This window comes from Actinacidiphila sp. bgisy145, assembly GCF_057708125.1.
Genome location: NZ_JBYIRL010000017.1, coordinates 33068 through 59055, shown reverse-complemented (window position 1 = coordinate 59055; position 25988 = coordinate 33068). Strand labels below are relative to the sequence as shown.

At 73.9% G+C, this 25988-nt stretch carries 23 protein-coding genes; 7 read left to right on the top strand and 16 right to left on the bottom strand.

Annotated elements, in window-relative coordinates:
* Positions 1-9 precede the first annotated feature (9 nt).
* Entirely contained in the window at positions 10-1959 is a 1950-nt protein-coding gene (locus AC3ERT_RS17265; protein WP_435175190.1) for a DUF2264 domain-containing protein, read from the top strand.
* Positions 1960-2040: 81 nt separating this feature from the next.
* On the opposite strand, the gene AC3ERT_RS17260 is transcribed toward AC3ERT_RS17265, so the two are convergent.
* From AC3ERT_RS17260 to AC3ERT_RS17235, 6 genes are all read right to left on the bottom strand, one after another.
* The gene (locus tag AC3ERT_RS17260; protein WP_435175188.1) at positions 2041-3618 is read right to left on the bottom strand and encodes a hypothetical protein; all 1578 of its coding nucleotides are present in this window, start codon (positions 3616-3618) and stop codon (positions 2041-2043) included.
* A gap of 429 nt (positions 3619-4047) precedes the next feature.
* On the bottom strand, positions 4048-4803 hold the full coding sequence (locus AC3ERT_RS17255) for an MOSC domain-containing protein (protein WP_435175186.1): 756 nt from the start codon (positions 4801-4803) through the stop codon (positions 4048-4050).
* A gap of 2 nt (positions 4804-4805) precedes the next feature.
* Entirely contained in the window at positions 4806-5696 is an 891-nt protein-coding gene (locus tag AC3ERT_RS17250) for an alpha/beta fold hydrolase (protein ID WP_435175184.1), read from the bottom strand.
* The gene (locus AC3ERT_RS17245; protein ID WP_435175182.1) at positions 5693-6976 is read right to left on the bottom strand and encodes an ATP-grasp domain-containing protein; all 1284 of its coding nucleotides are present in this window, start codon (positions 6974-6976) and stop codon (positions 5693-5695) included. Before AC3ERT_RS17245 ends, AC3ERT_RS17250 begins: the two co-directional genes overlap by 4 nt.
* A complete protein-coding gene (locus AC3ERT_RS17240) occupies positions 6973-7896 on the bottom strand; it encodes an alpha/beta hydrolase (RefSeq protein WP_335972422.1) in 924 nt (307 codons plus the stop codon). Before AC3ERT_RS17240 ends, AC3ERT_RS17245 begins: the two co-directional genes overlap by 4 nt.
* Positions 7897-8051: 155 nt before the next feature.
* Positions 8052-9347, bottom strand: coding sequence for an MFS transporter (locus AC3ERT_RS17235; protein WP_435127049.1), 1296 nt, complete (start codon positions 9345-9347; stop codon positions 8052-8054).
* Positions 9348-9566: 219 nt separating this feature from the next.
* On the opposite strand from AC3ERT_RS17235, the gene AC3ERT_RS17230 reads away from it, so the two are divergent.
* The 3 genes from AC3ERT_RS17230 to AC3ERT_RS17220 all read left to right on the top strand — a co-directional run bounded on the left by AC3ERT_RS17230 (position 9567) and on the right by AC3ERT_RS17220 (position 11967).
* The gene (locus AC3ERT_RS17230; protein WP_335972420.1) at positions 9567-10166 is read left to right on the top strand and encodes an RNA polymerase sigma factor; all 600 of its coding nucleotides are present in this window, start codon (positions 9567-9569) and stop codon (positions 10164-10166) included.
* A gap of 5 nt (positions 10167-10171) precedes the next feature.
* Complete coding sequence (locus AC3ERT_RS17225) at positions 10172-11341, top strand: Ada metal-binding domain-containing protein (RefSeq protein ID WP_435175288.1); 1170 nt, start codon at positions 10172-10174, stop codon at positions 11339-11341.
* Between the two features lie 83 nt (positions 11342-11424).
* A complete protein-coding gene (locus AC3ERT_RS17220) occupies positions 11425-11967 on the top strand; it encodes a methylated-DNA--[protein]-cysteine S-methyltransferase (RefSeq protein ID WP_435175180.1) in 543 nt (180 codons plus the stop codon).
* 22 nt (positions 11968-11989) lie between these two features.
* On the opposite strand, the gene AC3ERT_RS17215 is transcribed toward AC3ERT_RS17220, so the two are convergent.
* The 5 genes from AC3ERT_RS17215 to AC3ERT_RS17195 all read right to left on the bottom strand — a co-directional run bounded on the left by AC3ERT_RS17215 (position 11990) and on the right by AC3ERT_RS17195 (position 17173).
* A complete protein-coding gene (locus AC3ERT_RS17215) occupies positions 11990-12658 on the bottom strand; it encodes a LysE family translocator (RefSeq protein WP_335972418.1) in 669 nt (222 codons plus the stop codon).
* Complete coding sequence (locus AC3ERT_RS17210) at positions 12652-13005, bottom strand: Rieske 2Fe-2S domain-containing protein (RefSeq protein ID WP_435175177.1); 354 nt, start codon at positions 13003-13005, stop codon at positions 12652-12654. The genes AC3ERT_RS17215 and AC3ERT_RS17210 overlap by 7 nt, the downstream gene beginning before the upstream one ends.
* The gene (locus AC3ERT_RS17205) at positions 12993-14414 is read right to left on the bottom strand and encodes an iron-containing redox enzyme family protein (RefSeq protein WP_435175175.1); all 1422 of its coding nucleotides are present in this window, start codon (positions 14412-14414) and stop codon (positions 12993-12995) included. Before AC3ERT_RS17205 ends, AC3ERT_RS17210 begins: the two co-directional genes overlap by 13 nt.
* A 72-nt stretch (positions 14415-14486) precedes the next feature.
* Positions 14487-15590, bottom strand: coding sequence for a class I SAM-dependent methyltransferase (locus tag AC3ERT_RS17200; protein WP_435175173.1), 1104 nt, complete (start codon positions 15588-15590; stop codon positions 14487-14489).
* Between the two features lie 1004 nt (positions 15591-16594).
* Positions 16595-17173, bottom strand: coding sequence for a nuclear transport factor 2 family protein (locus AC3ERT_RS17195; RefSeq protein ID WP_335972414.1), 579 nt, complete (start codon positions 17171-17173; stop codon positions 16595-16597).
* 103 nt (positions 17174-17276) lie between these two features.
* Here AC3ERT_RS17195 and AC3ERT_RS17190 point away from each other — a divergent pair, with 103 nt between their 5' ends.
* On the top strand, positions 17277-17903 hold the full coding sequence (locus AC3ERT_RS17190) for a TetR/AcrR family transcriptional regulator (protein WP_435175170.1): 627 nt from the start codon (positions 17277-17279) through the stop codon (positions 17901-17903).
* Between the two features lie 163 nt (positions 17904-18066).
* On the opposite strand, the gene phtC is transcribed toward AC3ERT_RS17190, so the two are convergent.
* From phtC to AC3ERT_RS17175, 3 genes are all read right to left on the bottom strand, one after another.
* Positions 18067-18828 carry a 3,4-dihydroxyphthalate decarboxylase gene (gene phtC, locus AC3ERT_RS17185; protein ID WP_435127063.1) on the bottom strand — a complete coding sequence of 254 codons (762 nt, stop codon included), beginning with the start codon at positions 18826-18828 and terminating at the stop codon, positions 18067-18069.
* Positions 18829-19223: 395 nt separating this feature from the next.
* On the bottom strand, positions 19224-20216 hold the full coding sequence (locus AC3ERT_RS17180) for an ABC transporter substrate-binding protein (protein ID WP_335972411.1): 993 nt from the start codon (positions 20214-20216) through the stop codon (positions 19224-19226).
* On the bottom strand, positions 20213-21631 hold the full coding sequence (locus AC3ERT_RS17175; protein WP_335972410.1) for an MFS transporter: 1419 nt from the start codon (positions 21629-21631) through the stop codon (positions 20213-20215). Before AC3ERT_RS17175 ends, AC3ERT_RS17180 begins: the two co-directional genes overlap by 4 nt.
* 120 nt (positions 21632-21751) lie before the next feature.
* Between AC3ERT_RS17175 and AC3ERT_RS17170 the strand changes: the two genes are divergently transcribed.
* Entirely contained in the window at positions 21752-22387 is a 636-nt protein-coding gene (locus AC3ERT_RS17170) for a PadR family transcriptional regulator (RefSeq protein WP_435175168.1), read from the top strand.
* A 646-nt stretch (positions 22388-23033) separates the two neighbouring features.
* On the opposite strand, the gene AC3ERT_RS17165 is transcribed toward AC3ERT_RS17170, so the two are convergent.
* Positions 23034-24176 carry an FAD-dependent oxidoreductase gene (locus tag AC3ERT_RS17165; protein ID WP_435175166.1) on the bottom strand — a complete coding sequence of 381 codons (1143 nt, stop codon included), beginning with the start codon at positions 24174-24176 and terminating at the stop codon, positions 23034-23036.
* 107 nt (positions 24177-24283) lie between these two features.
* On the opposite strand from AC3ERT_RS17165, the gene AC3ERT_RS17160 reads away from it, so the two are divergent.
* Positions 24284-24982: a TetR/AcrR family transcriptional regulator C-terminal domain-containing protein gene (locus AC3ERT_RS17160; protein ID WP_335972407.1), complete on the top strand. Its 699-nt coding sequence runs from the start codon at positions 24284-24286 to the stop codon at positions 24980-24982.
* Positions 24983-25189: 207 nt separating this feature from the next.
* Here the strand turns inward: AC3ERT_RS17160 and AC3ERT_RS17155 are convergent, their stop codons facing one another.
* On the bottom strand, positions 25190-25921 hold the full coding sequence (locus tag AC3ERT_RS17155) for an IclR family transcriptional regulator (protein WP_435175163.1): 732 nt from the start codon (positions 25919-25921) through the stop codon (positions 25190-25192).
* Between the last annotated feature and the right edge of the window lie 67 nt (positions 25922-25988).

Below are 25988 nucleotides of genomic sequence, written 5' to 3'. Positions count from 1 at the left end.
CGAACCGGCATGACCGCGCCGCACCTCCTGGCCGACTCCCCCCAGCAACCGCCCCTGGACCCGGGCCTGTCGCCGTACACCGGCTACACCCGCGCCCACTGGGAGGCGGCCGCCGACCGCATGCTGGCCGCACTGCTCCCGTACGCCTCACCCCACCGGGCGCAGTACCGGCTCCCGGGCCGCGCCAGCCACTCCGGCGCCTGGTCGGACGGGCTCGAAGGCTACGCCCGGTCCTTCACCCTCGCCGCCTGCCGCATCGCCGGCGCCGCCGGGCAGGACCAGCCCGGTACCACCCACATCCAGGACCTCATCGCACGCTACGCCGCGGGCCTGGCCGCCGGCACCGACCCCGCCGACCCCGAGCACTGGCCCCCCGTCACCGACCGCGCCCAGTCCATGGTCGAGGCCGCCGCGATCGCCATCGCCCTGCACGAGACCCGCCCGTGGATCTGGGACGCCCTGCCCGAACCGGTCCGCCAGCGCACCGCCGCCTGGCTGGGCGGATTCGTCGGCGCCAAGCCCAACGACTCCAACTGGCGGCTCTTCCAGGTCGTCACCGAGGAGTTCCTCGCCTCCGTCGGCGCCCCGCACCGCCGCGCCGAGATCGACGCCGGCCTGTCCCGCCTCGACGACTGGTACCGCGGCGACGGCTGGTACACCGACGGCGACGGCCAGAAGTTCGACTACTACAACGCCTGGACCCTGCACCTGTACCCCGTGCTGTGGGCCCGCATCGCCGGGCCGCGCGCCGACGGCATGCTGGTCGCCGCCCACCGCGAACGGCTGCGCCGCTTCCTCGAAGACCACCAGTACTTCTTCGGCGCCGACGGCGCCCCCGTCCACCAGGGCCGCTCCCTGACCTACCGGTTCGCCGCGGCCGCCCCGCTGTGGGCCGGGGTGCTGGCCGACGCCACCCCGCTGCCTCCCGGCCGTACCCGCCGGCTGGCCTCCGGGACGCTGAAGCACTTCGCCGACCACGGTGTGCCCGACGCGGAAGGGCTGCTGCGGCTGGGCTGGTACGGCCCCTACCTCCCTGTCACCCAGCCCTACTCCGGCCCCGCCTCGCCGTACTGGGCGAACAAGGCGTTCCTCGGCCTGCTGCTGCCCGCCGACCACCCGGTGTGGACCGCGCCGGAGGAGCCCGGCCCGGTCGAGACCGCGGACCGCCACCTCGCCCTGCCCGGCCCGGGCTGGCTGCTGCACTCCACCGCCGCCGACGGCATCGTCCGCCTGGTCAACCACGGCAGCGACCACCAGTCGCCGACCTCCGCGATCCAGGACGACCCGCACTACAACCGCTTCGCGTACTCCACGGCCACCGCGCCCGACACACCCCCCGACGACACGGCCGCCGGCCCCGACAACCAGATCACCCTGCTCGACGCGCCCGGCCGCTTCGCCCGCGGCCGAATCCACCGCCTCTTCACCGAGGGCCGGCGTGCCGGTTCCTGGCACACCCGCCCGTCCGCGGACAACGGCGAGCACGCCCGCATCACCACCGTCAGCGTCGCCCACGGCCCCTGGGAGGTACGGGTCCACCGGGTCGAAGCGCCCGCAGGCGCGCACCTGCGCGAAGGCGGCTGGGCCGTGGCCGACGACACCGCGCCGCCCGTCGCGCAGGCCGGCCCCGGCTGGGCGCTCGCCCGCCGCCGCGACGGCCTGACCAGCCTGCTCGTCGGCCTGCTCGGCTGGGACGGCGAACCGCCCGGCGGCCAGGGGTCGGTCGCCACCTCCGTGGGCCACAACGCCTACGGCCGCCACTCGGCGACCCCGCTGCTGACCGCGCGCCACCCCGGCGGCACCCGCCTGCTGGCCACGCTGGTGGTCCTCAGCGCCGACCCCGGCCTCCACGGCGGGCCGCAACCGCAGCACACCGGGGCGAGCGCCGTCCGCACCGCCGACGGCGCCGTCCGGGTCGTCTTCCCCGACGGCACGACCGAGGACGTGCCGACGGCCTGAGCACCGGCCCGCGCCGCCGGGCCCGGACACCGCCGGGCGCACCCGCGCCCGGCGGCGTCCGGACCTTCCCAAGACGCGAGGTCACGCCGAGGACAGCTGCTCGCCGATCTCCTTGATCCACGCGGCGGTCTTCGCCGGGTCGTCGAGGGTCTGCGCCCACGCGTCCGGGTCCAGCTTCTGGTCGGCCGGGCCCGCCTTCAGGGCGACCAGCAAGGACCTCGCCGACGCCCGCATCTCCGGCGCGGTGTCGCCGCTGCCCCGGATCTGCGGGCCAGCCGCCAGGGCGTAGATCTTCCGCGCCATGGCCTGGCGCTCGCCGCCCGTCACCTTCTTCCAGAACTTCAGCGCCTCCTTCAGGGCGTCCTCGCGGGAGGCGGGCGCCGCCGTCCGAGCACCCTCCTCCGCCCAGCGCTCGGGGTGCCGCGCCCCGTCGTACCGCTTCTTGCCCGCCCGGCCCGCCTTGTAGGCGGTCACCCCGAGGATCAGCCCGGCCGCGCCCGCGGCCAGGCCCCAGCCGACCGGGTTGCTCGCCAGGCCCGCGCCGCCCGCGGTCGCCGCGACCGCGGTCACGATGCCGCCGGCGGCCTTGGTGGACTCGCCGACCGCGGTCAGCGCCTGCTTGCCGAACTTGTGGCGCTGCTTGCCCGTGGCGTAGGAGAGCACGTCGTCCATGGTGTTGACGTCCTGGGCCCGCTGGTAGTCCCGGGCGGCGTCGCGTGCGTCGCCCATCGCCCCCCAGGCGGTGTCGATGGCGTCGCCCAGCCGGTCCGCCAGGTCGTCGCCGCCCACGTCCCACTGGGCGTCCAGCGCGACGTACGCCTCGGCCGCGGCCCACTCGGCGTTCTGCTTCGCCTGGCTGAGCTGCGCCAGCGCCTCGTCGGGGGTCCGCGCGGGCTTCTCGATCTTCCTCAGGGCGCGGTACTTGCGGGCCGTCAGCCCGGTGCGGCGCGCCGCGCGGGCCCCCTTGACCGCGCCCATGACGCCGGAGCCGATGCCGCCGGCCTCGGCCACGCTCGCGGCGTGCAGCGCGTGCTCGGCCTTGGTCAGCTCCTTGGCGGAACTCAGCGCGTTGGCCGCGGAACTGGCCGCGTTGATGACCGCCTCCGACGCCTTCGACCGGAACTTCTTGGCCGCCCCGTGGTGGGCCGCCCCGGTCCGGTGCTTCTTCAGGTCCTGCCGTGCCTTGGACGCCTCCAGGCCGTTGAGCGCCGCGCCGATGCCCTCGGCGACCATGCTCTCCGCGCCGGCCGCGCCGCCCGAGGACGCCGCGTTGTGCTTCAGGCCGTCGTCGACGGTGGCGGCGGCGTGCTGGGAGAAGCCCGCGTTCGCCGGCACCTGCACGTTCTTGACGAAGGTGTCGAGGAACTCGAAGTTCTTCTTCAGCTTGTCGAGGATCTCGGTGATCCGCTCCCGGTACCGGTGCGGCCGGGCGGCCGCGGCGGGCGCGGCGCCGTCGGCCGGGGCCGGGCCGCCGGTGCGGGCGCGCTGCACCGCCGCCACCGCGGCGCGGTTGCCGGCGCGGGACTGGATCTCCAGCAGTGCGCGCTGCGCCGCGTTGCCCGGCAGGACTGCCGGCCGGCCGCCGTCCTGCCGCCGCCGGTCCCAGGACACCGGCGCCCCGGGCTGACGTGCGGGTATGCGGTGGAGCGGGGTGCTCATCGATGGTGCGCCTCTCCTGTGCCGGACCGGGCCGCCTGGGACGGTAGCCGCGCAAAGCGAACGGAAAGGGTGCCGCGGGGAAACGCTGCCCCTCGGATTGCCTGCAACTACCGCCGCCAGTCGGGCAGTTGCGCGCCAGCCGGCCCGGCCGGGCTCAGCTGCCGGCGCGGCGGCGGGGCCGGCGCCGAGGGAGAAGACGTCGTCGTCGACGGCCACCGACGCCGGCTGCCGCGCGTCCTGCGGGAAGCCCTTCTCCAGGTAGGCGGGGACGAGGTCGGCGCCGTCGCCGCGGGTCGAGGCGACCGGCACGATGCCCCGCGTGAGCAGCGCGTCGGCCTGCCCGGTGAGCGCTCGGGGGCGTCCACCTGATGTGGCTGCTGTGGCGCCGGGAGTGACGCCCCCGAGGCGGAGAAAGCCGGGCCGGGGCCCTTACGCGGACAGCCGCGCCTTGTCGCCGGCGCGGACGGTGCCGGGGGTGACGACCTTGGCGTAGACGCCCGCGTGCATGGCCGTCGCGCGGTAGAGGGCCTTGAGGATGCGGCCGTCGTAGGGCATGCCGTCCCGGTCGTGGTTGACCATCACGCACCGCTCGGTGGGTTCCACGACCGTGAACCGCGCCGTGCCGATGGAGAGCGACCGGCCGACCCACGCGTCCTCCACCGGCCCGGGCGGATCGTCCACGTCCAGCAGCAGGTTCGGCCGGAAGCGCCGCTCGTCGACGTCCGAACCGGCCAGCAGGCCGCGTACGTACGCCACCGTCGCCGTCGTCAGCAGGTGCACGATGCCCGGGCCCGCGTCCAGCAGGGAGACCCCCGCCTCCCGGGCGAGGGTCACCTCCCGGCCGAGCGTGTCGGACAACGCGCGGTGGATGCCGTCCGCGTCGCCCCGCCAGCGGGTGCCGTCGGGGAAGACCACGCACGGCACCGCCGCGCCGGGCCCGGCCTGCCCGTCCGGCTCGCCGCCCTCCTCGTAGCAGGCGGAGAAGTACCGCAGGCCCTCCACCGTCCGGAACCGCGGGGTGTGCTTGCCCGCGCCGTGCTTGCCGTCGGCGAAGCGCACCGCCCACAGCCGGTCGCCGGCCACCCCCCGCTCGTCGAACACCAGGGACGGAAGGCGCTCGCCCAGCATCGACTTGACCGGGAAGCGGCGCAGCAGCGCGACCGAGCCGACCACCTCCGGCGCCACGCTCAGCGCCCCTTCCAGAAGTCGCGCAGCAGCGCGTGCACCACCGCCGGCTCCTCCACGTGCCCGAAGGCGCCGCTGCGCTCCAGCATCCGGAAGTCGATCCCGGGCGCGTGGCGGGCGAAGTCCCGCTGCAACCGCGGGTAGAGCGCGCGGTCGTAGCGGCCGGCGAGCACCATCGCGGGCACGGTCAACTCGCGCAGCCGCGGCCGGAAGTCCGGGATGGCCGCCACCTGGCCGCCGACGGTGAAGTCCACGTCCGCGCCGCAGAACAGCGGGTACAGGGCGGTGTTGCGGGCCCCCGGCTCGGTGGCGAGCAGCCCCGCGTGGTCGGGGTCATAGAACCGCACCAGGGGCGTCGCCACCGCGAACTCCGCCTGGAGGCGCGGGTCGGTGGAGGGTACGCCCTGGTCGTGGAGGGCGGTGATCCGCTCCCACGTCTCGGGGTACTGCGCCGCGATCTCCCGGTTGATGTTGGCGTGGTTGAGCTGCCACATCTCCGGGCTGTGCAGGGTGTTGGCCAGGGTGAGGGTCCGCACCAGCGCCGGGTGGTCCAGCGCGAGCGCCTGGGCGACCAGGCCGCCGTAGGAGAAGCCGTACAGGTGCAGCGGGCCGGCGCGCAGCTCCCCGATCAGCGCGGCGACGTCGGCGACGTCCTCCGCGAACGTGATCTGCGACAGGTCCTCGGGCGCGTCCGAGCGGCCCCGCCCGTACAGGTCGAGGTACAGCACGCGGTGGTCCGCGGCGAGGGCGGAGAAGAAGGGGTGGAAGACCACGTGGGAGCCGGCCGGGCCGAGCCCGGCCAGCAGCAGCACCGGGTCGCCGTCGCCCTCCGACTCCACCCACAGGCGGTGCCCGCGCACCTCGTGGTGGCGGCCGGCGGGGTGGTCGATCATGCTTCCTCCAGGGTCGGTTCGGACGCCAGGGCCGTTTCGGACGCCACGGCCGGTTCGGGCTCCACGGTCAGTTCGGCCTCCAGGGCCCGCACGGCGGCGTGGTCGGCGCGTATCCGGGCCGGGTCGGGGTGGGAGAGGACCACGAACCCCAGGGCGAGGGTGGAGAACAGGTCGTGCGTGGCCGTCACCCGGTCGCCGTCGCGCAGCGGCACCGACGTGTGGTGGTGGCTGGGCAGCGCGCCGATCCGGTCGACGACCTCCCGCACGTTGCGGACGACCCCGGTGGCCCGACTGATCAGGAACACCACCATCAGGTGCTGCCGCAGCTCGAAGGCGTCGGGAACCTCCTCGCCCGCGCAGTACCGCACGGTGCGGTCCACCTGGCTGTCGCCGGTCGCGACCCGGCAGAAGCGCGGCTGCCCGCCGCCGTGCAGCCGCACCCCGGTCTCGATCAGCCGCGGCCCGGCGGCGGTCATCATCACCTCGGAGTGCGCGGCGCCGAACCGCACCCCCAGGGCGTCCAGCGCGTCGCGGGTGTAGCGGATCAGCTCCCCGTAGCGGTCGAGGTCGTACGGCAGCCACTCCAGGCTCTCGTAGACCACCCCGCGCTTGCCGTACGCGCACAGGTTCACCACCGTGTGCACCCCGTCGTGGCTGAAGGTGTCCACGACGTACTCGGTGCCGACCAGCCGCTCCTGGACCAGGACCTGGTCGTTGACGAGGTCCAGCTTGTTCCTGCGGTGCAGCAGCCCGTCGAAGACCGGCCGCCAGTCGGCGCCGGCCGGCACCAGGGTCACCCCGTCGGTCCCGGCGCTCGTCGGCGGCTTGACCACGAGGTCGGCGCCCTCCAGGTGCTGCGCGCGCAGCCAGCCGGCGACCGCGTCCGCGGAGTCGGTGCAGATCTGCCGGACCGCGGGCACCCCGGCCGCGACCAGCGCCTCGCGCATCGCGCCCTTGTGGCGGCGCACCCGCGCCGACGCCGCGTCGTTGGCCCGCCCGGGGGTGATCAGCGGCGCGAGCCGGTCGGCGAGGGCCACCCCGCTCTCGGTGCCGGCCACCACGCACACCGGGTCGAGCGCGGCCACGGCCGCGCGGGTCGCCGCCAGGTCGCCGTCGTGGGTGACCACCGAGGCGAAGTCCCCGGGCCGGTAGGACGGCGCGTAGACCGCCGACGGCTTCGGCGCGGAGGTGACCGCCACCGGTGTGAACCCGGCGGCGCGGAAGGCGGGGGCGAACATGTTCCCGGAGGAGTACGGGTCGACGACCACCGCCACCTTCACGCCGCGCTCTCCCCGGCCAGGCGCGCCGCGTGGGCGCAGAACCGCCGCCAGGCGTCGGCCGCCTGCGGGCTCAGGCCGCGGGCCCGGATCGAGGAGTGCACCAGACCGGGCTCCACGACGAGGGTGACCGGCGTGCCGTGCTCGCGCAGCCGCTCGGCGTACTGCTCGGAGTCGACCAGCAGCGAGTCCAGTTCGGTGCCCATGACGTACGCCGGCGGCAGGCCGTGGAACTCGCCGTGCAGCAGCGGCGAGACGTAGGGGCCCTCCACCTCCTTGGGATCGGGGCAGTAGCAGGCGGTGTAGTACTCCATCTCGCCGCCGGTCAGCAGCGGCGCGTCCTCCCCGCCGGTGCGCCAGCGGGCGAAGTTGAGCACGGGGCTGATCAGGGCGTGGCCGCGCAGCGGCGGGCCCTGCCGGTCGCGCGTCATCATGCACAGCACGACGGCCATGTTCGCGCCGGAGCTCTCACCGGTGAGCACCACGCGGTCCGGGTCGAAGCCGAGGCGCCCGGCGTTCTCCACCAGACCGCACAGCGCCGCGTAGCAGTCCTCCAGCGGGGCCGGATAGGGGTGTTCGGGCGCGAGCCGGAAGTCCAGCGACGCCGCGAGCAGCCCGGTCTTGTCGGCGATCTCCGCGCCGACGCTGTGGTGGGAGTCCAGCGACCCGACGACGAATCCGCCGGCCCGGATATAGCAGACCACCCCGCTGCCGCGGAGTTCCTTCGGACGGTACAGCCGAATACGGCAGCCGTTTATCACTTCCTCCGTGGCGGTCACGCCGGGCGGAATCTCGAACGGGAAGACGTCCTTCAGCCCGGTGTACATCGCGCGCTGCTCGTCGAGGGGCAGTTTGTAGAAGTCCAGCGGGATCGCGTCATTGCTGCGGTTGATGAACTCTTCGATTCCCGGCGCGTACGTCATGTGGAGTCCCTTCGGTAACTGTTCGCCTGGCGGGCGGCCGGCTCCGGCGAGGCGCTCGCGCACGAGACCTGCCAGACCGCCGGCTCCGGGTGGGTACTTCATGGCGCCTTTCCCTTCGGGGTGCGGTCGGGGTGTGTCGGCCCCGCGGGAGGGGCTCAGCCTTGCGGGAGGGGGCTCAGCTCACCCCGTACGGCGATGCCGCCGCGGATGCCGCGGCGGACCAGAACCGGAACGCACAGCACGGTGCCGACCGCGCCGATGGCCATCGCGGCCTGGAGGCTCCACAGCGAGATCGCCAGGGAGGCGAGCAGGCTGCCGAGCGGGATCATCCCCCACACGAGGAACCGCTGGACGGCGTTGACCCGCCCGAGCAGGGCGGGCGGGGTCTCGGTCTGGCGCAACGTCAGCGACAGCGGGCCGAAGGCCCCCTCGCCGACGCAGTGCACCACGCAGCCGGCCACCAGGCCGACCGTCGAGTGCAGGTGCCCCGCCACCGGCATGCAGATCAGCCCGGTCACCGACACGACGGTGCCGATCACGCAGGTGCGGGGGACGCCCTGCCACGCCGCCAGCCGCACCGACAGCGCGTTGCCGACCGGGAAGCCGGCGGCCGAGGCGCCCACCACGATGCCGGTGCCGACCGGGCCGAGCCCCAGCACGCTGTGGCAGTACAGCACCAGGATCGACTCGACCATGGTCAGGAAGACCGTGTACGTCATCCCGCAGGTCAGCACCGGCTCCAGCACGGGGTGGCGGAAGACGAACCGCAGCCCCTCCCAGATGTCCCGGCGCAGCCAGCCCCGGCTGCGGCGGGCCGGCTCGGGCGCGGGCTCCCGGTGCCGGATCGACAGCACCGCCAGCACCGAGACCAGGAAGCTCGCGGCATTGGCGGCCACCGCGCCGGCCACGCTCAGGAACGCGATCACCGGGCCGGCCACCACCGGCCCGGCCGCCTTGGACACCGAATCCGACAGGTACAGCTGCGAGTTGCGGCGGTGCAGCTCCGCCTCGTCGGTGAACAGCGCCGGCGGGTAGGAGGTGCAGGCGACCTGGAAGAAGACCGTCATCGTCCCGGCGACGAACACCAGCCCGGCCAAACCCCAGAAGGACAGCACATGCGCCTCCGCGCAGACGAAGACCGCCAGGAAGGTCGCGGCCTGGACGCTGTCGCACAGCAGCATCACCGAGCGGCGGCGCATCCGGTCCACGACCGCCCCGGCCGGCAGGCCGACCAGCAGGAACGGCGCGTACAGCGCGAACGGCAGCAGCGCGGCCCGGGCGAGGGAGGTGTGCAGGACCGTGACCGACAGCAGCGGCAGCGCCACGACCATGAACTGGTCGCCGACCAGGCTGGCCGACTGCCCGAACCACAGGCGGGCGAAGTCCTGTCCGGAGGTGCGCGCCTTCCCGCCGGGAGGGGCGGCCGGGCGCGTCCGGATGTCGTCCGTCATGTTCTGCGATCTCCTCGTCCCCGCCGTCACCGCCGGCCGTGCCGGCGGCCGGGCGGCCGGTGGGCGCTTTCGGGCACCATGGGTGTTCCGAAGGGAAACACCGGCGGGCCGCGTTCGGTTGCCGATCACCGGCACGGGCCGCCCGACCGGCGGACCACGGGCCGCGGGCCCGCGCCGGTCACCGGCAACCGAACGCGGCCGGGCGGTGTTCTACTGACGATGGACGCGACGGTGGAACTGACGGCGGGCACCGGGGACTTGCTGGCGGAGGATCTCGAGAGCGGCTTCGTGGAGCTGGTCCGACGCCACGCCACCCCGGTGCGCACCTTCCTGCTGCGCGTGTCGGGGTCGGCGGCGGTCGCCGACGACCTGGGGCAGGACACGTTCCTGAAGGCGTACACCGCGCTGCGCGGGTACTCCGCGGAGCGCCGCCGGGCCCTGCGGCCGCGCTCCTGGCTGCTGGCGATCGCCGCGAACACCTGGCGCAACCACGTCAGGACCGCCACACGGCACCCGGTCGCGCCCTTCCCGGCGGAGGAGTCGTGCACCACCTGGCCCGACGGCGACCCCGGGCCGGAGGAGCGCGCGGCCAACGCCCTGGACCGCGGCGTGCTGACCGCCGCGCTGCTCCAACTGCCGGAGCAGCAGCGGACCGCGGTCGTGCTGCGGCACGTGATCGGCATGAGCTACCAGGAGGCGGCCGAGGTGGTCGGCTGCCCGGTCGGGACGGTGAAGGCCCAGGTCTCGCGCGGCCTGGCGAGACTACGGGGCATCGTGCCCCCGGACACGGCGCAGGCGCAGGAGGTGACGAGACCGTGAACGGCATGGGGGAGCGGCCCCCTGAGCAGGGCGCCGACCGCCTGGAGCGCGCGCTGGCGGGCCTGGCGGAGCCGGCCCCGGCGGGCTTCGCGGCCGGCGTGCTGCGCGCGGCCGGCATCGCTCCGGTGCGCTACGACGGCTACACCGCCGTCCCCACCGCGGCGGGCCCGCTGTACGTGGCGCACCGCGCGGGCGTGATCACCGGCGCCGCCCTGGCGGGGGCCCTCCGCGGGTACGGGGCGCAACGGCCGCGGGCTGACGCTGAGTTCGACGCGGTCGTGGAGGGTGGCGAAGTGCCCGGCCCGGAGGGCGGGTTCGGCTCGGCCGTGGGACGTCGTGCGGCGGACGTGCCCGGCTTGGACGCGGGGGGCGGCGAAGTGCCTGGCCCGGCGGGCGGGTTCGGTTCGGTAGCGGGATGTCGTGCGGCGGACGTACCTGGCCTGGACGCGGGGGGCGGCGAAGTGCCTGGCCCGGCGGGCGGGTTCGGTTCGGCAGCGGGACGACGTGCGGCGGATGTCTCCGGCCTGGACGCGGGAAGTACCGAAGTGCCGGAAGCGGCCGGTGAGTTCAGCTTCGGGTCCGGGGCGGGCGGCCCGCTGGCCGCCATCGCGTTCGAGGAGGCGCACCGGGCGCGGACCGGACGCTCGGCGGTGCCGGTGGAGCAGGCGCCGCCCGGGCTGCGCACCGCGCTGCGCACCGGCCGGTTCGCCCGGCTGCCGCTGGCGTGGGGCCCGGTGCCGCCGCCCGTGGACGCGGTCCTCGCCGCCGTACGGACGGTGCCGCGCGGCCAGTTGCGGCCGGTGTCCTGGCTCGCCCGGGAGGCCGGCGGCCTCCCGCCGCACACCGTGCTCGCCGCCCTGGCCGCCAACCCCGTCAGCGTCCTCGTCCCCACCTACCGGATCACCGACGAGCGCGGGCTGCCGCACGACATCGGGTACGGTACGGCGGCCGGTGCCGCGCTGCGGGCGGCGGAGGCGATCGACGCCGACCGGGTCGCGGAACTGGCCCGGCGGGAAACGGTCTTCCTCGGCAGCGACACCACCCGTATCTATTGCCACCCGACCTGCGCCCACGCCCGGCGGATCACCGAGCGGCACCAGGTGCCCTTCCGGTCCGCGAGCCAGGCCCGGCACGCGGGCTACCGTCCGTGCAAGAGCTGCCGGCCGGCGGCATGACCACGGCCCGGGCCCTTCCCAGGTCCGCACCGCCCCCGCGTGCGGACCGTTCCCACCGCCCCCGGGCGACCACCAGGAGAACGATGACCAGCGACAACCCGGACCGGCTCGACAGCGTCGTGACGGCCTGCCACACCACCCCGATCGGCCGCCTCACGCTCGCCGCCTCCGAACAGGCCCTGCTCTACTGCGGTTTCGCCCCGTCCGAGCAGCTGCTCCGGCTGCTCGCCCCGGTCTGCCGCACCACCACCGACGAGGCGGCCGCCCCCGCCGGATCAGCCGCCGCGCTGGTGCTGGAACGCACCCGGGCGCAGCTCGACGCGTACCTCGACGGGCGGCGCCGCGGCTTCGAGCTGCCGGTGGACATGCGGCTGGCCACCCCCTTCCGCCGCGAGGTCGTCCTCGCGGTGGACACCCTGGCCCCCTACGGCGCCACCACCACCTACGGCGCGCTCGCCGCGGGCATCGGCCGGCCGGGCGCGGCACGGGCGGTGGGCACCGCGCTCGGCGCCAACCCGCTGTGCGTGGTGCTGCCCTGCCACCGGGTGGTGGGCGCCGCCGGGAAGTTCACCGGCTATGCCGGCGGCGCCCACGCCAAGCAGTTCCTGATCGACCTGGAGAGCTGACCGCCCCACCCGGCGGCAGGCGTCAGCCCGCCCAGGCCAGGCGCACCGCGAAGCCGAGGAAGAGCACGCCGAGCACCCCCTCCGCGGCCTGCCGCCATCGGCCGCGGCGCCCGGCGTCGCGCTCCTGCCGCCGGGCGCCGCGGGTGCGCAGCAGGTCGGTGGAGACGATCAGCACCGTCAGCCAGGCGGCCGCCAGCGCCAGGTAGACCGCCGCGAGCAGTGCCACGGTGCGCTGCGCCGGGTCGTGCCGGCCGGCGAACTGCGGCAGGTAGGCGAGCAGGAACACGCCGACCTTGGGGTTGCTGCCGGTGGACAGCAGCCCCAGGCCGTAGCTGCGGCGCAGCGAGAACCGCCCGCCAGGACCGTCAGGACCGGCCGGGCCGTCCTGGCCGCCGGCCGGCCGGCACGCGGCGGCCAGCGCCCGCACCCCCCACACCAGCAGCACCGCCGCGCCGGTCCACCGCATCGCCGTCCACACCGCCGGATTGCCGCGCATCACCACCGACACCCCGGTCAGCGCCAGCAGGGCGTGCCCCGCGCCGGCGGTGACCATGCCGGCGGCGCCCGCGAACGCCGGGGCGCGGCGGCCGCTGCGGAGCACCAGGTGCACCGCCAGCACGGCGTCCGGCCCCGGCGAGACGATCACCAGCAGCGAGGTGGCCAGGAAGTACGGCGATACGGTGGTCAGCACGCCGGCTCTCCGCCGCCCGCCGCGCACAGCGCCGCCGCCACCGGGACGTGGCGCACCCGGGTCGGCGTGCCGGGCGGCACGCTGAACACCGCGGTCACGCTGCCCCCGCGCCGCACCGACGCCACCTGGCGGCGCAGCCGGGCCACCGAGACGCGGCCGCCGTGCCAGGGGCACCGCACCTGCCTGCCGTCCGCCGAGACGTCGGCCAGGTGCAGCGGGCCGCCGCGGTGCGGGCAGGCGGCGCCCATCACGAAGCCGCCGGACGCGGTGCGGGCGTACACGTAGGGGGCGTCCGCGACCTCCACGCAGTTGCCGGCGCCCGTCGCGGCGAAGGTCACGACAAGCACGACGTGTGATCCCCCACCGAGTAGATCTGGTAGACGCACTCGTCGGACTCGATGATCGCGCCGTGCAGCCGGTTCTTCAGGATCACGACGCCTTCGCCGGCCTCCAGGATCACGTGCGAGTCGAAGCCGCTGACGAACTTCATCGTCCCGGAGACGATGTGGCACAGCTCGTCGCCGTCGTGGCAGTGGGTGTTGGACAGTTCGCCGAACGGCTCGACGATGTCGGCCAGCGGCGGGTTGATCCGGCCGCTGGTGATCGCCTCGTGGACCGGCGCGTGCAGCTTGCGGCACTCCGGCTGCCCGTCCATCCAGGCGATCTGCGCGGCGAAGTCCTGGTCGGAGACCTCCAGCAGGGCGCGGTACTCCTCGATGCCGCGGACCATCTCGGGGATCACGCTCTCGCCGTGCTCCTCCAGCACCGGCAGCAGCAGCTTCTCCAGCGCCATCCGCCCGTGGTGCTGGTCGATGTGCACGTGCTCGGTGAAGTACGTGGTGTCGACGCGGTCGCCGAAGACCTCGGTGAGTGTGCTGACCGCGTGCCGGCACCAGTCCACGAGGCTGGACTCGGTGTAGTAGAGCGCGCCGAGGTAGCGGAAGAACAGCTCGTGGTTCTTGCCCAGGTAGTGGAAGTAGTTGTTCATCAGCAGGCTGCTGTTGAGGTAGTACTGCCAGTACCGGTGCAGGTCGGAGCCGAGGCCGACCGACTCCAGGGTCTGCTCGTACAGCCGGCTGTGCTTGGTGGCGTGCACGCCGTACCCGTACTCGTCGATGATGATCTTGAACCACTCGGACTGGGCGGCGCCGTAGTTGCCCAGGACGTTGCGGATCATCGGCGACGCCTCGGACAGGAAGTCGGGCGCGAGCTGGATGAGCCACATGCGGGCCGCGCGCTCGCGGTCGGTGGACGACAGGATCGCCTGCTCGGTCCGCGACGGCCCGGCGGCCGCACCGGCGTCCAGCGACTCCACGTAGGCGAGGAACGACTCCTTGGTCCACGGGCCGGAGACGTCGACCTCCTCGTCGAGGAAGCCGAAGGCGTAGCGCTCCAGCGCCGGGCGGATCGCCTCGCCCAGCGCCCGGTTGCCGGGGTCGTAGTAGCGGTGGAAGTCCTCGGCGCGGTCGCCGAGCCCGGACTTCGGCAGGAAGACCAGGTCGGCCTCGTAGATGCTGGTGAGCAGCCGCCCGGCGGCCAGGCTGGAGTAGTTGAGGATGTCGGCCCGGGCGGGCGGCTTGCTGAAGTCCAGGTGCCGCAGCACCTGCGGGCGCAGCTGGCGGCGGTAGGGGTTGTCGTGGTTCTGCCAGTCCTCGTTGTCCAGGTACAGCGGGTTGGTGGCGTACCGCAGGACGGCGTCGCGCAGTTCGTCGCCTTCCAGGGCGAACGGCCGGTAGGCGGGCAGGGAGTGGCTCATCGCGGGCTCCTCTCGAGGGGGCGGGCGGATGCGGGGTGTGCGGTGTGCGGGGTGCAGGTGCGGGGACAGCGGCTAGCGGGCCGTCAGGCGGCTGTCGGACCAGGACAGTTCGAGGTCGAACAGCCCGCCCGGGCGCAGCACCGCGCTCCCGTCGAGCGGGACGAGGGCCTGGGACCAGTGCGAGGCGGTCTTCTCCGGCTCGTTGCCGAGCACGATGCCCTCGCCGTAGTCCAGCGCGAACCACACGACGAGCCCGTCGGCCCGGCCGCCGTCCGTCACCGGCAGCGACACCCGCCGCGAACCGGGCAGCAGCGGCGCCGCGCGCAGGTCCCACCGCGCCAGGGGCGCCCGCTGCGACAGCGTGCGGTGCGGCCAGGTGTTCAGGCGTACGGGGAAGTGGCCCGGGGTGGCGACCGTGTTCATCAAGGACACGTCGTAGTCGGCGGCGGACCGCACCCGGTTCAGCCCGGCCACCGCGGCGCTCTCGATGAGCTGGCCGTGCAGTTGCGCGCCGGCCGGCAGCATCAGTCCGCCCGGCGCCAGCAGGTGCTCGCGCGCGTGCCGGACGGCGGGGAACAGCCCCTCGCCGACCAGCCCGCAGTCGACGATCTCCGAGATGAGCACGTCCGCGCGGCGCGGCAGGTCCCCGCCGACCGACAGCGCGGTGGAGCGCCGGGGGACCACGGTGACGGCGTCGGACATGCCGTGCCGCGCGATCGTCTGCCGGGCGATCTCCGCCATCAGCGGGTTCTCCTCGCAGGTGACGACGTGTCCGGCGCCGGCCTTGACCGCCGCCATCGCCAGGAACCCCGTCCCGGTGCCGATCTCCAGCACCAGGGACCCGGACGGGATCTGCTTGTGCAGCGCCAGGGCCAGCGCCTCGTTCCGCTCGGTGTCGTTCAGCATCGGGAAGTGCCAGCGCGGGATCGAGCGCCGGGCGATGTCGGTGAAGCCGTCGGACTGCGGCGTCCCGGCCCGGGCCAGCGCCTCGGCGGTCTCCTCGGCCAGGCGGCTGAGCTCCCACGCCCTGGTCTGCAAGGACGCCAGGGCCAGCCGGGCGGACGGCGACGACCAGGCAGGGGTGCTGTCGGTGCCGACGGCGTGGTCGGCGCTGTCCGGCGGGGCGAGGTCCGCGGCGGCCCCCGCGGCGGGACTGTTCTGCACGGAGTCGGTCATGCTGTCGAGCACACTCCTTCGTGGTGCTCCAGGGGGATCAACAGGGGCGGCGGTGCGCCGCGGGTTCCCGCGTCCGGTACGCGGCCGGCGGCCGCGCCCTCGGCGGGCACGGCGCAGCGGCAACCGGAACGTGCGGAGTACGGCTGCCGACGAGGTCAGGGCAGCTGAGGATGCGGGCCTGACGCGGCCCGGTCCGGGCGCGCGGCGGTCACGCCCGGGTGCGGGGACAACACGCCGCGCGGAAGGGCGGGAACAAAGGGCGCGGGTGGCTGTGCGCGCGCCGGCAGAAGGTCGCTCTGGAATCGTTCATCAATTCCTCCCGCGTCTCAGGACGGTCGGGGGCGTATCGCTGCCGAGGGCAGCCCCCTCAAACGGTCGGTCCCGTCCGCAAGATGCTCTTCCGTGTCGGCCGGAGAAATACTGATCAGAGCGCGCGACTGAATCAATAAAGTCGGCGGGACGGCACCCAACATAAGCCAGCCCGGGGGAAGTGAAAACTGATTCCCGCAGGTTCCGGTCGTTGCGTGAATGGCCGGTAGTGGCCTAGGGAGAGATTCCGGATTCCGGTGCGTGAATTCGATCAACTGCCGCGGTGATCGCGTGTTTCCGGAAATCGATCTCCGGGGCGCCGGGGGCCCCGGCGCCGGGCCCCGGGTGCCGGCCGGCCGCGCGGGGGCCGCAGGAGCCAAACGGCGTGGTCACCCCCGGGAGCACTCCGGCCCGCCCGTCGCGGCGGGAACGCCGCCGCGCCCGGCCCGCGCCGCCGCCGCGGGCTGCGCCGGCGGGCGCGGGCGCGGTGCCGGCGGGCCGCTCGCCGCTCCGCGGTGGCCGCCCGCCGCTCAACAGCGCTCACCAGTGGCCGAGTTGTGACGCAGGCCACCCCGGCGCGGGCGGGCGCATCCGGCGGTTTCTGTACCTCTGCCCGACCGCCCGCGTCCCCCGGCGTACGCCCCCGGGGCCGGTCGGGGGCCGGCGGGAGCCCTCCGGGGGCCGGGTGCGGGGAATCAGGACGCGTCGAGCCAGGCGTGGCCGGCGGCCTTGATGTCGGCCTCCAGGGCGCTGCCGCGGGTGGGGAACTCCCGCACGATCGGGAAGCCGGACTTCACCAGCAGGTAGGCCAGTGCGGCGTACTCGCGCGGGAAGCCGCGTACCGCCTCCTCGTCGATCTCGTGGACCTTGGTCAGGAAGTTGAAGTAGCTCATGTCGTAGAAGCTCTGGCGCTTGGCGATGCGCCACTCGCCGTCGCGCTTCTCCACCTGGTCCCAGAAGCGGTTGTGCGCGGTGGCGCCGAGTTCCAGGTCGGTGTTCTCGGCGAGGACCATCGCGTTGGTCTCCACCAGGGCGCGGTCGCCGTTGAAGGTGATCGAGGGCCCCGCGATGACGTGCTTGGTGCGCAGGGCGGACGCGCCCATGCGCGCCGATCCGTCGACGAAGTCGGTGGCCAGCCCGTCGAACCAGGTGATCTCGACGGTGGCGCCCGGGTGGAAGAGGTCGCGCAACCGGTCCCACTCGCTCAGGTCGCGGTGAATCCAGCCGGTCATCAGATCGGCGATGGCCGCGCGGTCCTCGAGGCGTGTGCCCATGGTGTGCTGCTCCTGTAAATAGAGAACGATTCAGTTTCTTAAAGCCACGTTACACCCCGCTGCCGATCGACGCGCGCAGAGGTCAGGGGCTATAACGGGGAGGGTGACCGCCTCTCCAGCAGCCCCCACCCCGCCGCCGCCGGCCGGCGGCAGGGCCCCGGGAACCCGCCGGCGCGGCGCGGAGCTGACCCGGGCGATCTACCGGGCGACGCTGGAGGAGCTGGCCGCGAGCAGCTTCGAGGAGCTGAGCTTCGAGAAGATCGCGCCGCGGGCCGGCACCGGGAAGTCCGTGCTGTACCGCCGCTGGAGCACCACCGCGGAACTCGTCCTGGACGCGCTGAAGGACGAGGACGCGGGACTCGGCCGGCTCACGGCGCCGGACACCGGCACCCTGCGCGGCGACCTGCTGTTCCTGCTCACCAGGTTCGCCCGGGTGCTGGACGAGCCGCGCGGGCGGGCGCTGCGGCCCCTGCTGACCCAGCGCCCGCGCCACCCCGAGCTGTTCGCCCGGATCATGGACCAGGTCGTGCTTCCGCACCGGGCACTGCTGCTGGACTGCATCCGCGCCGCCGTCGACCGTGGCCAGGCCGCCCCGGAGCGGGCCACCGTCCGCACCGCCTCGGTGGGCCCGCGGCTGATCGTGGCCGAGTCGATCGACCGCGGTTCCGTCCCGGACGAGGAGGTCAGGGCCGTGGTCGACGAGGTCCTGCTCCCGCTGCTGGCGCCGTAGCCTCCCGGTGGTAGCCGCCGCGGGTAGCAGTCGGCGGGCAGGTCAGCGGCGTCGGCGCAGCGGGCCATCGCGTCGACATGCGCGCTGAGCTGCGCGTATCCTGATTCTTCCGGTCGACTCGGCCGACTGAACGCGCGACCACCGGGACGCGCACGGCGAAGACCTAACCCCTGCCGGTGTCCGGCTCGCGGCTCAAGGACAGCCCTGCGTGATCGAGGGCGGCGAGGTGGCTGTTCCAGACCAGGGTGTCGAAGAACGCGGAGCCCAGGTCGGGCAGTTCGGCGATGTCCTCGGGAGGCAGCACCTCGGGCAGCCGCGGGCCGGCGGCACTGCGGAGCGTCATCACCGCCAGGGTCTCCACGGCCAACGCGCGGACCACCGCCTGCTCGACGCTGGTCCCGGTGGCGACGATTCCGTGGCCGCGCAGGATCGCCACCGGTCGGTCTCCGAGCGCCTCGGCCACCTCCCGCCCGAGTTCCGGCCGCGTGACCAGCACACCGCGCGGGTAGACCGGGATACCGTCCAGGGCCATCCGCATGGCGGGGATGTCGTAGGCGCCGACGATCGGACGCAGCGGGAGGCCCGCAAGGTCTGCGGCGACCACGTGGGGCGGATGCACGTGGACGACCGCGGACACGTCCGGCCGTGCCCGCAGGACCTCACGGTGGATGGGCAGTTCGTTGGGCACCCGGTAGCCCTCGGGCACTTCCGGTTCCCCGGACAGCGCCACCGGGTGGACGTCCCCCGGCTCGGTGAAGAGCAGACCGCGTTCCCGCGGGCCGCGGCAGCGGACGTGGAGGCCGTCGCCGTCGCCGGTGCGTACGGAGATGTGGCCGAGGATGTCGGCGGCCAGGCCCCGGAAGGCGAGGATGCGGCAGCCGAGGGCTACGGTATCGGGCGCGGTATCGGGTGCTGCGGTGGTCATGGGCCTTCCCTTGCAGAACTGCAGGACTTTCTCCCCGAGGCCCTCCGCCTCGGTCAGTCCTGGGCTTCGGTGACTTGCTGTTGCGTTTGGTGCCCGAGCCACCGTACGTGGCGGGCAGCCGCCGCCGTCCGACCGGCCTGCGCGCGGCCCCGGTCCCCGTGATCCGGCAGGGGTAGGTCCGCTCGTACGCGGCCTTGTCGAGGCGGGCCACCGGCCCGAAGGCGGCCACGCCGGCGCCGGACATGGTGGGCTGGAGGGAGGTGTCGTACTGGTTGAAGAAGTAGTTCGCGACGGGGTGGCGTGTACGCATCATTTCGGCGGAGGTCGCCTGCCGGCGAGCGGTGCGGCGCGGGCGGGCGCCGCTCGCCGCAGGTCGGGACCGCCAAGCCGGGCGGCTACAGGACGAAGGTGTCGGAGGCGGCGGCGAGCACCAGTTCCTCCGCGGTGCGCCGGTGTTTCACCAGGTGCTGCTCGTGCTGGTAGCGGGCGAAGGTCTCCAGTGCCTTGCGGTTGCGCTCCAGGCCGTAGTCCCACCAGCCCTCCCCGAGGGCTTCCACGGTGGCGGCGAGGTGCTCCTGCAGCCACGGCAGCATGACCTTCAGGGCGCTGCGGTAGCGCAGGTCCGCGTAGGCGATGTCCAGCGACTCCTCGAACGCCTTGGTCAGGGAGCGGGCCACCCAGGGGTGCCGCTCGGCGATCTCCCGGCGTACGGCCACGACGTGCATGATGGGGAAGATCCCGGTGCGGGCGTAGTAGGCGCGCTCCTCGGCCGCGAAGTCCTCGAAGAGGTGGCGGATATGGGGCTCGCGGCCCATGCACGACGGCTGGCTGGCGCTGTAGATCGCGTCGATCTCGCCGTCCGCCAGCATCCGGGACAGCGTCTGGCCGGCTCCGAGCGGGGTGATCCGGACCGAGTCCGGCAGGTCGAGCGGGAGCTTCTCCGGCCGGCCCGGCTGCTCGATCCCGCCGGTGAAGTAGTGCACCGACTCGACCGGGACGCCGTACTCCTCGGCCATGATCCCGCGTTGCCACACGGCCGCGGTCATCTGGTACTCGGGGATGCCCACCCGCTTGCCGACCAGGTCGGCCGGAGACTCGATACCGCTGCGGGAGTTGACGTAGATGGACTGGTGGCGGAAGAAGCGGGACGGGAAGACCGGCAGCGCCACGAACGGCGGGTCGTCCCGATCGAGCGTCATCGCGTAGCTGGAGAGGCTGAGTTCGCTGACGTCGAACTCGCGGTGGCGCAGCTGGCGGTAGAAGGTCTCCTCGACGCCGAGCGGAAGGAAGGTGAGGTCGATGCCTTCCGGCCGCACCCGGCCGTCCTGAAGGGCGCGCATCCGGTCGTAGTCGCCGCAGGCGAAGGAGAGGCGGAGTCGGTGGGTCACGGGTAGGACACCTCCATGGTGGGGCCGGTGCGGGGCGCGCCGGTGCGGCGGGCCAGGGGCACGCACAGCAGCAGCGCGAGCAGGGCGCAGGCCCCGCAGACGGCGAATCCGGTCAGGTAGGACGCGAGGGCGGGCAGCCCGGCGGGGGTGGTGAGCGAGGTGAACAGGACGCCGGCGATGGCGCTGCCGGCCGAGTTGCCGACCGCGTACATCACGACGGACAGGCCCAGGGCCACGCCGGACTCCGCGGGCGCCACCGCGCGCAGCACCAGGAGTTGGGTGGCGGCCAGGGTGACCGCGAGCCCCATGGCGTCGAAGCCGAGTGCGACCAGTTCGACCAGCGGCACCGCGTGGCCCGCGGCGAAGCCGAGGAATCCGACGCAGATGGCGGCGAAGCCCACCGCCGCGGTCAGCACCAGTCCGCGCGGACGCAGCCGGCGCAGCACCACGATGCCGGCGACGCTGCCGAGGGCCTGCGGCAGGGCGAACCAGCCGGCGGCCAGCGCGCTCCAGCCGTAGCCGAAACCGGTGGCGGACGGGGTCTGGGCGAGGCGGGTGACGGCCGACAGCGAGCCGTAGATGCCCACCGCGATCAGGAAGGTCATCAGGTAGGGGAGCGCCACAGCCGGTCTGGTCAGATAGCCGACGTCGATCAGCGGTGTGCGCGTGGAGCGTTCGTAGCGCCACCAGACCGCGCCGACCGCGACGCCGCCCACCAGCAGGGCGAGTACCGCCGCCGAGGACCAGCCCCAGGTGGGGCCCTCGCTCAGGCCCAGCAGGAACGCGCCCAGCGCGACCGCGAGGAGCAGCGCACCCGGCACGTCGAGGCGGCCGGCGGCGCGCAGCGGCGAGTCCCGGACGGTGAGGGCGGTGGCCACCAGGCCGATCAGCCCGGCCACCGCGCCGACGGCGAAGTAGACGTGCCAGCCGTTCTCCTGCCGGCCGGTCAGCGCGCCCAGCAGCAGGCCGCCGGAGATGCCGAGGCCGGTGCCGACGTGGATCGCGCTGATCGCGGTGTGCGCGCGGGCGGGCGGCAGGGTGTCGCCGGCAACCGCCTCGGGCAGGGCGAGCATGGGCAGTTGGGCGCCGATCAGCACGCGGCCGGTGATCAGCAGCGGCAGGTTCTCCGCGAACGTGCACAGGGTGCAGCCGACGACGACCAGGGCCATGGCGATCAGGATCGCGGTCTTCTTGCCGATGATGTCGGCCAGCCGGGACAGCACCGCCAGGAAGATCGCGCCGGACAGCAGACCCGAGGTGAGGACCCAGGAGGTCGCCGTGGCCGAGGCGTGCAGCGAGCGGCCGATCGACGGCAGCAGCGGGATCAGGCCGACCTGCACCAGTTGCAGGGCGAAGCCGAGATAGGTCAGCGTGCCCACGGCCAACCGGCCGTTGACAGTATTCGGAGCTGCCATGGGGATGTCCCTCCTCATTGAAGGAGCGGTGGGTGCCGCGTACGCTAGGCGTGCCCCAATGTTTATGTCAACGCTTACGTAACGCCTTACGTACAGAAGGCCGCGGGAGATGGAGTCGGAGTGTCGCTGCGCCACGCACTGCTGGGCCTGCTCGATTCGGGGCCGAGGACCGGTTACGAACTGGCCCGGCTCTTCGACGCCTCCGCGCATCGCGTCTGGCACGCCACCCATCCGCAGGTCTACACCGAGCTGCGCAAGATGGAGGCGGACGGCCTGGTCACCGCGGAGGAGCAGCCGCGCGGCGGCCCGGAGGCCCGCGCGGTCAAGCGCGCCTACGGGCTGACCGGCGCCGGGCGCGACGAGCTGGCGGCCTGGGTCGGCGCCCCCGAGGAGCCCCCCGCCCTGCGCGACTCCGGCCTGCTGCGTACCACGTACCTGGAGTACACCGACCCGGAGGGCGCCCGGCGCCACTTCCGTCTGCACCGTGACCACTACGCGCGGATGGGCGAGTACTGGCGGCAGGAGGCGCGCCGCCTGGAACGGCACGAGAGCGATCTCCTGCGGGCCCGGCTGGACCAGGCCCCTCCAGGGCGGCACCAGGCCATCGTCCGCTACAAGGTGCACGTCTACCAGGGTCTGGCCGAGCGCGCGGATGCCGAGATCGCCTGGGCCGAGAAGGGCCTGGCCCTGGTCGACGAACTCGGCGATGAGTCCGTCGAGTTCGGTTCCCCGACTGGTGAGGGAGCGTCGCTCTGACGAGTCGACCCAGTTGATCGGATACGTCCCGCCCGCCCCGCCGCCAGGAGCGGGCGCCGTGGCCCTGCCGGCAGGGGAGGGGCGCCGCGGGAGTGTGTCGCGGCCTTCGGCGAGCAGCCCGGCGAGCGCCCTGGTGCGGCGCGCCCATGGCTCCCGTCCCTGCCCGATGACCGGGCTGACATCGTGCCGCTCCGGGACCGGTCCGCGGGGATGGCCGGTGATCGGCGTACCAGGGCGGTGGGGGAGCGGAAGCCGACCGCGGTCAGCAGCGCGAAGTCGCCTCCCGTCCGGGAGCTCGACGGCGACCTCGCAGGCGCCGTGGTGGTGGACATCTCCAACTCAAGCCGGATGAGAGCCGAGGAGCTTGCAAGGGGCGCCACCGCGCGCGGGTGGGCCTCGGCGGCCACCTTGGGTTCTCCCACTTCACCGTGCTCACCGGCTTCTCTGCGAAGTCCAGCGGTGCACGGCGTAGTTCAAGGCCGCGACGAAGGTCTTGCGCTTGCGGCGTCGCCGTCGCTCCGAGAGCCGCTTTCCCGTCCAGCCGCAGCTTGAAGGCGTCCAGCATCTCCGGCACCCCGAGCGGCTCCTTCAAATCCTTCAGCGGCCGGGACGTCTTCGCCACCCCCCGAGCACCCGGGTGCGGAGGTCACTGGGTCTGCTCGGCGGCGGTGAACAGTTCGACGAAGCCGAACGGTGCGCGGTCGCCGAGCAGAAGGTCCAGCATGGCGTGTGCCTGAGCGTAGAAGGGTTCGGTGCGGGCGAACAGGGCCTCTTCGTAGGCGGTGAGAGCCGCGTGGATGTCGTCGGGGTGGGCGGCGACGGCCTTGCCGAGTTCGGCGCCGTCGAACATCGCCAGGTTCGCGCCGTCGCCGGACGGCGGCATCAGGTGTGCGGCGTCGCCCAGGAGCGTCACGCCGGGGACGCGTTCCCACCGGTGTCCGTCGGGGAGCGTGTGGATCATGCGCGCGACCGGCGCGGTCTCGCCGTCGGTGATCAGTGCGGTGAGTTCGGGTGCCCATCCGTCGAACTCGGCCGCGACGCGGGCGGTGGCGGTGGCGGCGTCGGTGAAGTCGATGCCGGCGACCCACTCGGCGGATCGGTTCAGCTCGACGTAGGTGTGCAGGACGTTCCCCGCCTCGCGGTGCGCGGCGATTCCCGTACCCGGTGCCAGCGCGCACATCGCGCCGGCTCCGACCGCCTCGGCCGTCGCGGCGTGCCGCTCGTCGGCGTCGTGGAGGTAGGTCTCGATGAAGGTGGTGCCGGTGTAGCTCGGTTCGGCGTCCGACAGCAGCGGGCGGACCTTCGACCAGGCGCCGTCGGCGCCGACCAGCAGAGCGCTGGTCACGGTCGTGCCGTCCGCGAACGCCAGCTCGTGCCGGCCCTCGCCCAGCGGCCGGACGCCGGTGACCTTGCGTCCCCATTGGACCGTCTGGTCGGGGAGGGAGTCGAGCAGGATGCGGCGCAGGTCTCCGCGGAGCAGTTCGGGGCGCCGTCCCGTGCCGTCGTCCGGCTGGTCGAAGAGCACCTTGCCGTGCTGGTCGAGGATGCGCATCGCCTCGGCGCCCTCGTGGATGACCGAGCGGAACTCCTCGGTGAGGCCGGCGTCGGCCAACGCGCGTTGCCCGTCCTCCTCGTGGATGTCGAGCTGGCCGCCCTGCGTGCGGGATGCGGCGGAGGGGTCGGCCTCGTAGACGGTCGCGGGGATGCCGTGGACGTGCAGTACCCGGGCGAGGGTCAGGCCGCCGAGGCCGGCGCCGACGATGGCGATCGGGGGGTGGGCGGTGTTCATGGGCTTCCTCTTTTCCGCACGGGCGGCACTGTGCTGCACCGAGCCATTATGGATCGGTGTTCCATAATGATTATGGAACGCCGTTCTAGGCGTGTCAAAATGAGGTCATGCCACGGACACGAGGAAGAGCACCCGCCGGAGGGCGCGCCGACGCCCTCTCACAGGAGGTCGTCGTCGGCGCGGCGATCACCCTGCTGGACGAGCTCGGCGAGCGAGGGCTCACCTTCCGGCTGCTGGCCGAACGGCTGCAGACCGGCACCGGCGCTCTGTACTGGCACGTGGCGAACAAGGACGAGCTCGTGGCGCTGGCCGCCGACCAGGTGCTCGGCCACGCCATGGCCGCGGCTCAGCTCCCCGCGGAAGGCGCCGGCTCCGCGCTGCGCGCGCTGGGCATCGCCGTCTTCGACGGCCTCGACCGGCACCCGTGGGCCGCCTCCCACCTCACCGCGCCCACCGCCCTGCACCACGGGCTGCGCCTGCTCGATCGCATCGGCACGCTCGTCGCGCGCACCGGGCTGCCCGCGGAGCGGCAGTTCGCCGTCTCCACGGTGATCTTCTACTACGTCACCGGAGTCGGCGCCCGCATCATCGCACCGGCCGTCACCGTCGGCGCGGTCACCAGCCGGGAGGACTTCCTCGCCCGGGCCGGCGAGCGCTGGAGCAGCCTCGACCCCGACGAGTACCCCTTCCTGGCCGGCGCCGTGGAGGACCTGCGCGGCCACGACGACCGCGACCAGTTCGTCACCGGCCTCGACATGCTCCTGAACGGCCTCCACACGACCACGGACCCGACACCGCCGGCGTGACCGAAACCCCGCCGGCGACGGACCGCCGGCGAGCTGGAGCAGGAGGACGACGATCCGTGCGCCGGCACGGCGGAACAGCCGTTGCGGTGGGAGACGGGAAACGCCGGACCAGCCGCACGCCTCGGAGCGCTCGCCGGCCGCGCCGCGCTGGGTCCCGAACGCAGGCACCGCCGCGCGAGGCCCCCGACTCAGGGTGCTGCGGCGTCGTCAGGCGAGGCTGCGGGCGATTCCCCGGGCGGCGACACGCAGGGCCGCCACCAGCCGCGGGCGGGTGCGCCGCAGGTCGGGCACGACGAAGCCGACGGAGGCGACGACGCGGTCGGCGACAACGACCGGTACGGCGACCGAGCAGGCGCCCGGCGACATCTCCTCGACGGTCGTGGCGAAGCCGTCGGCGCGCACCCGGTCGAGCTGCTGCCGCAGCCGCGCCGGCGCCGTCACCGTGTACGGCGTGAACCGGCGCAGCCGCTCGCCCAGGACCGCCTGCCGCACCTCGGCGGGCCCGTACGCGAGCAGGACCTTGCCGACCCCGGTGCAGTACAGGGGCAGGCGCGAGCCGATGGTGCTCACGATCGGGACCGACGCGTGGCCCGCGAGCCGGTCGACGTACAGCACCTCGGTCCCGTCGCGGACCGCCAGGTGCACGGTCTCCAGGGTCGCCCCGTAGAGGTCGTGCAGGAACGGCGAGGCGGCCTCGCGCAGACCGGTCTGGACCGGGGCGAGCATGCCGAGGTCCCACAGCCGCCGGCCGACGACGTACGCGCCGGTGTCGAGACGGCGCAGGGCTCCGCACGCCACCAGTTCCGCGGCCAGCCGGTGCGTGGTGCTCAGCGGCAGGCCGGACCGGGTCGCGATGTCGGTCAGCCGCAGGGTCCGGTGGCGCTCGCCGAAGGCCCCCAGGAGCGCGAAGACGCGCGCGGTGACGGAAGGCGTCGACATCGGGGCCTCCTTCCGCTCAGTGGAAGTCCAGAGTGGATGCGGACACCGCGGCGGCGCCAGGGTGACG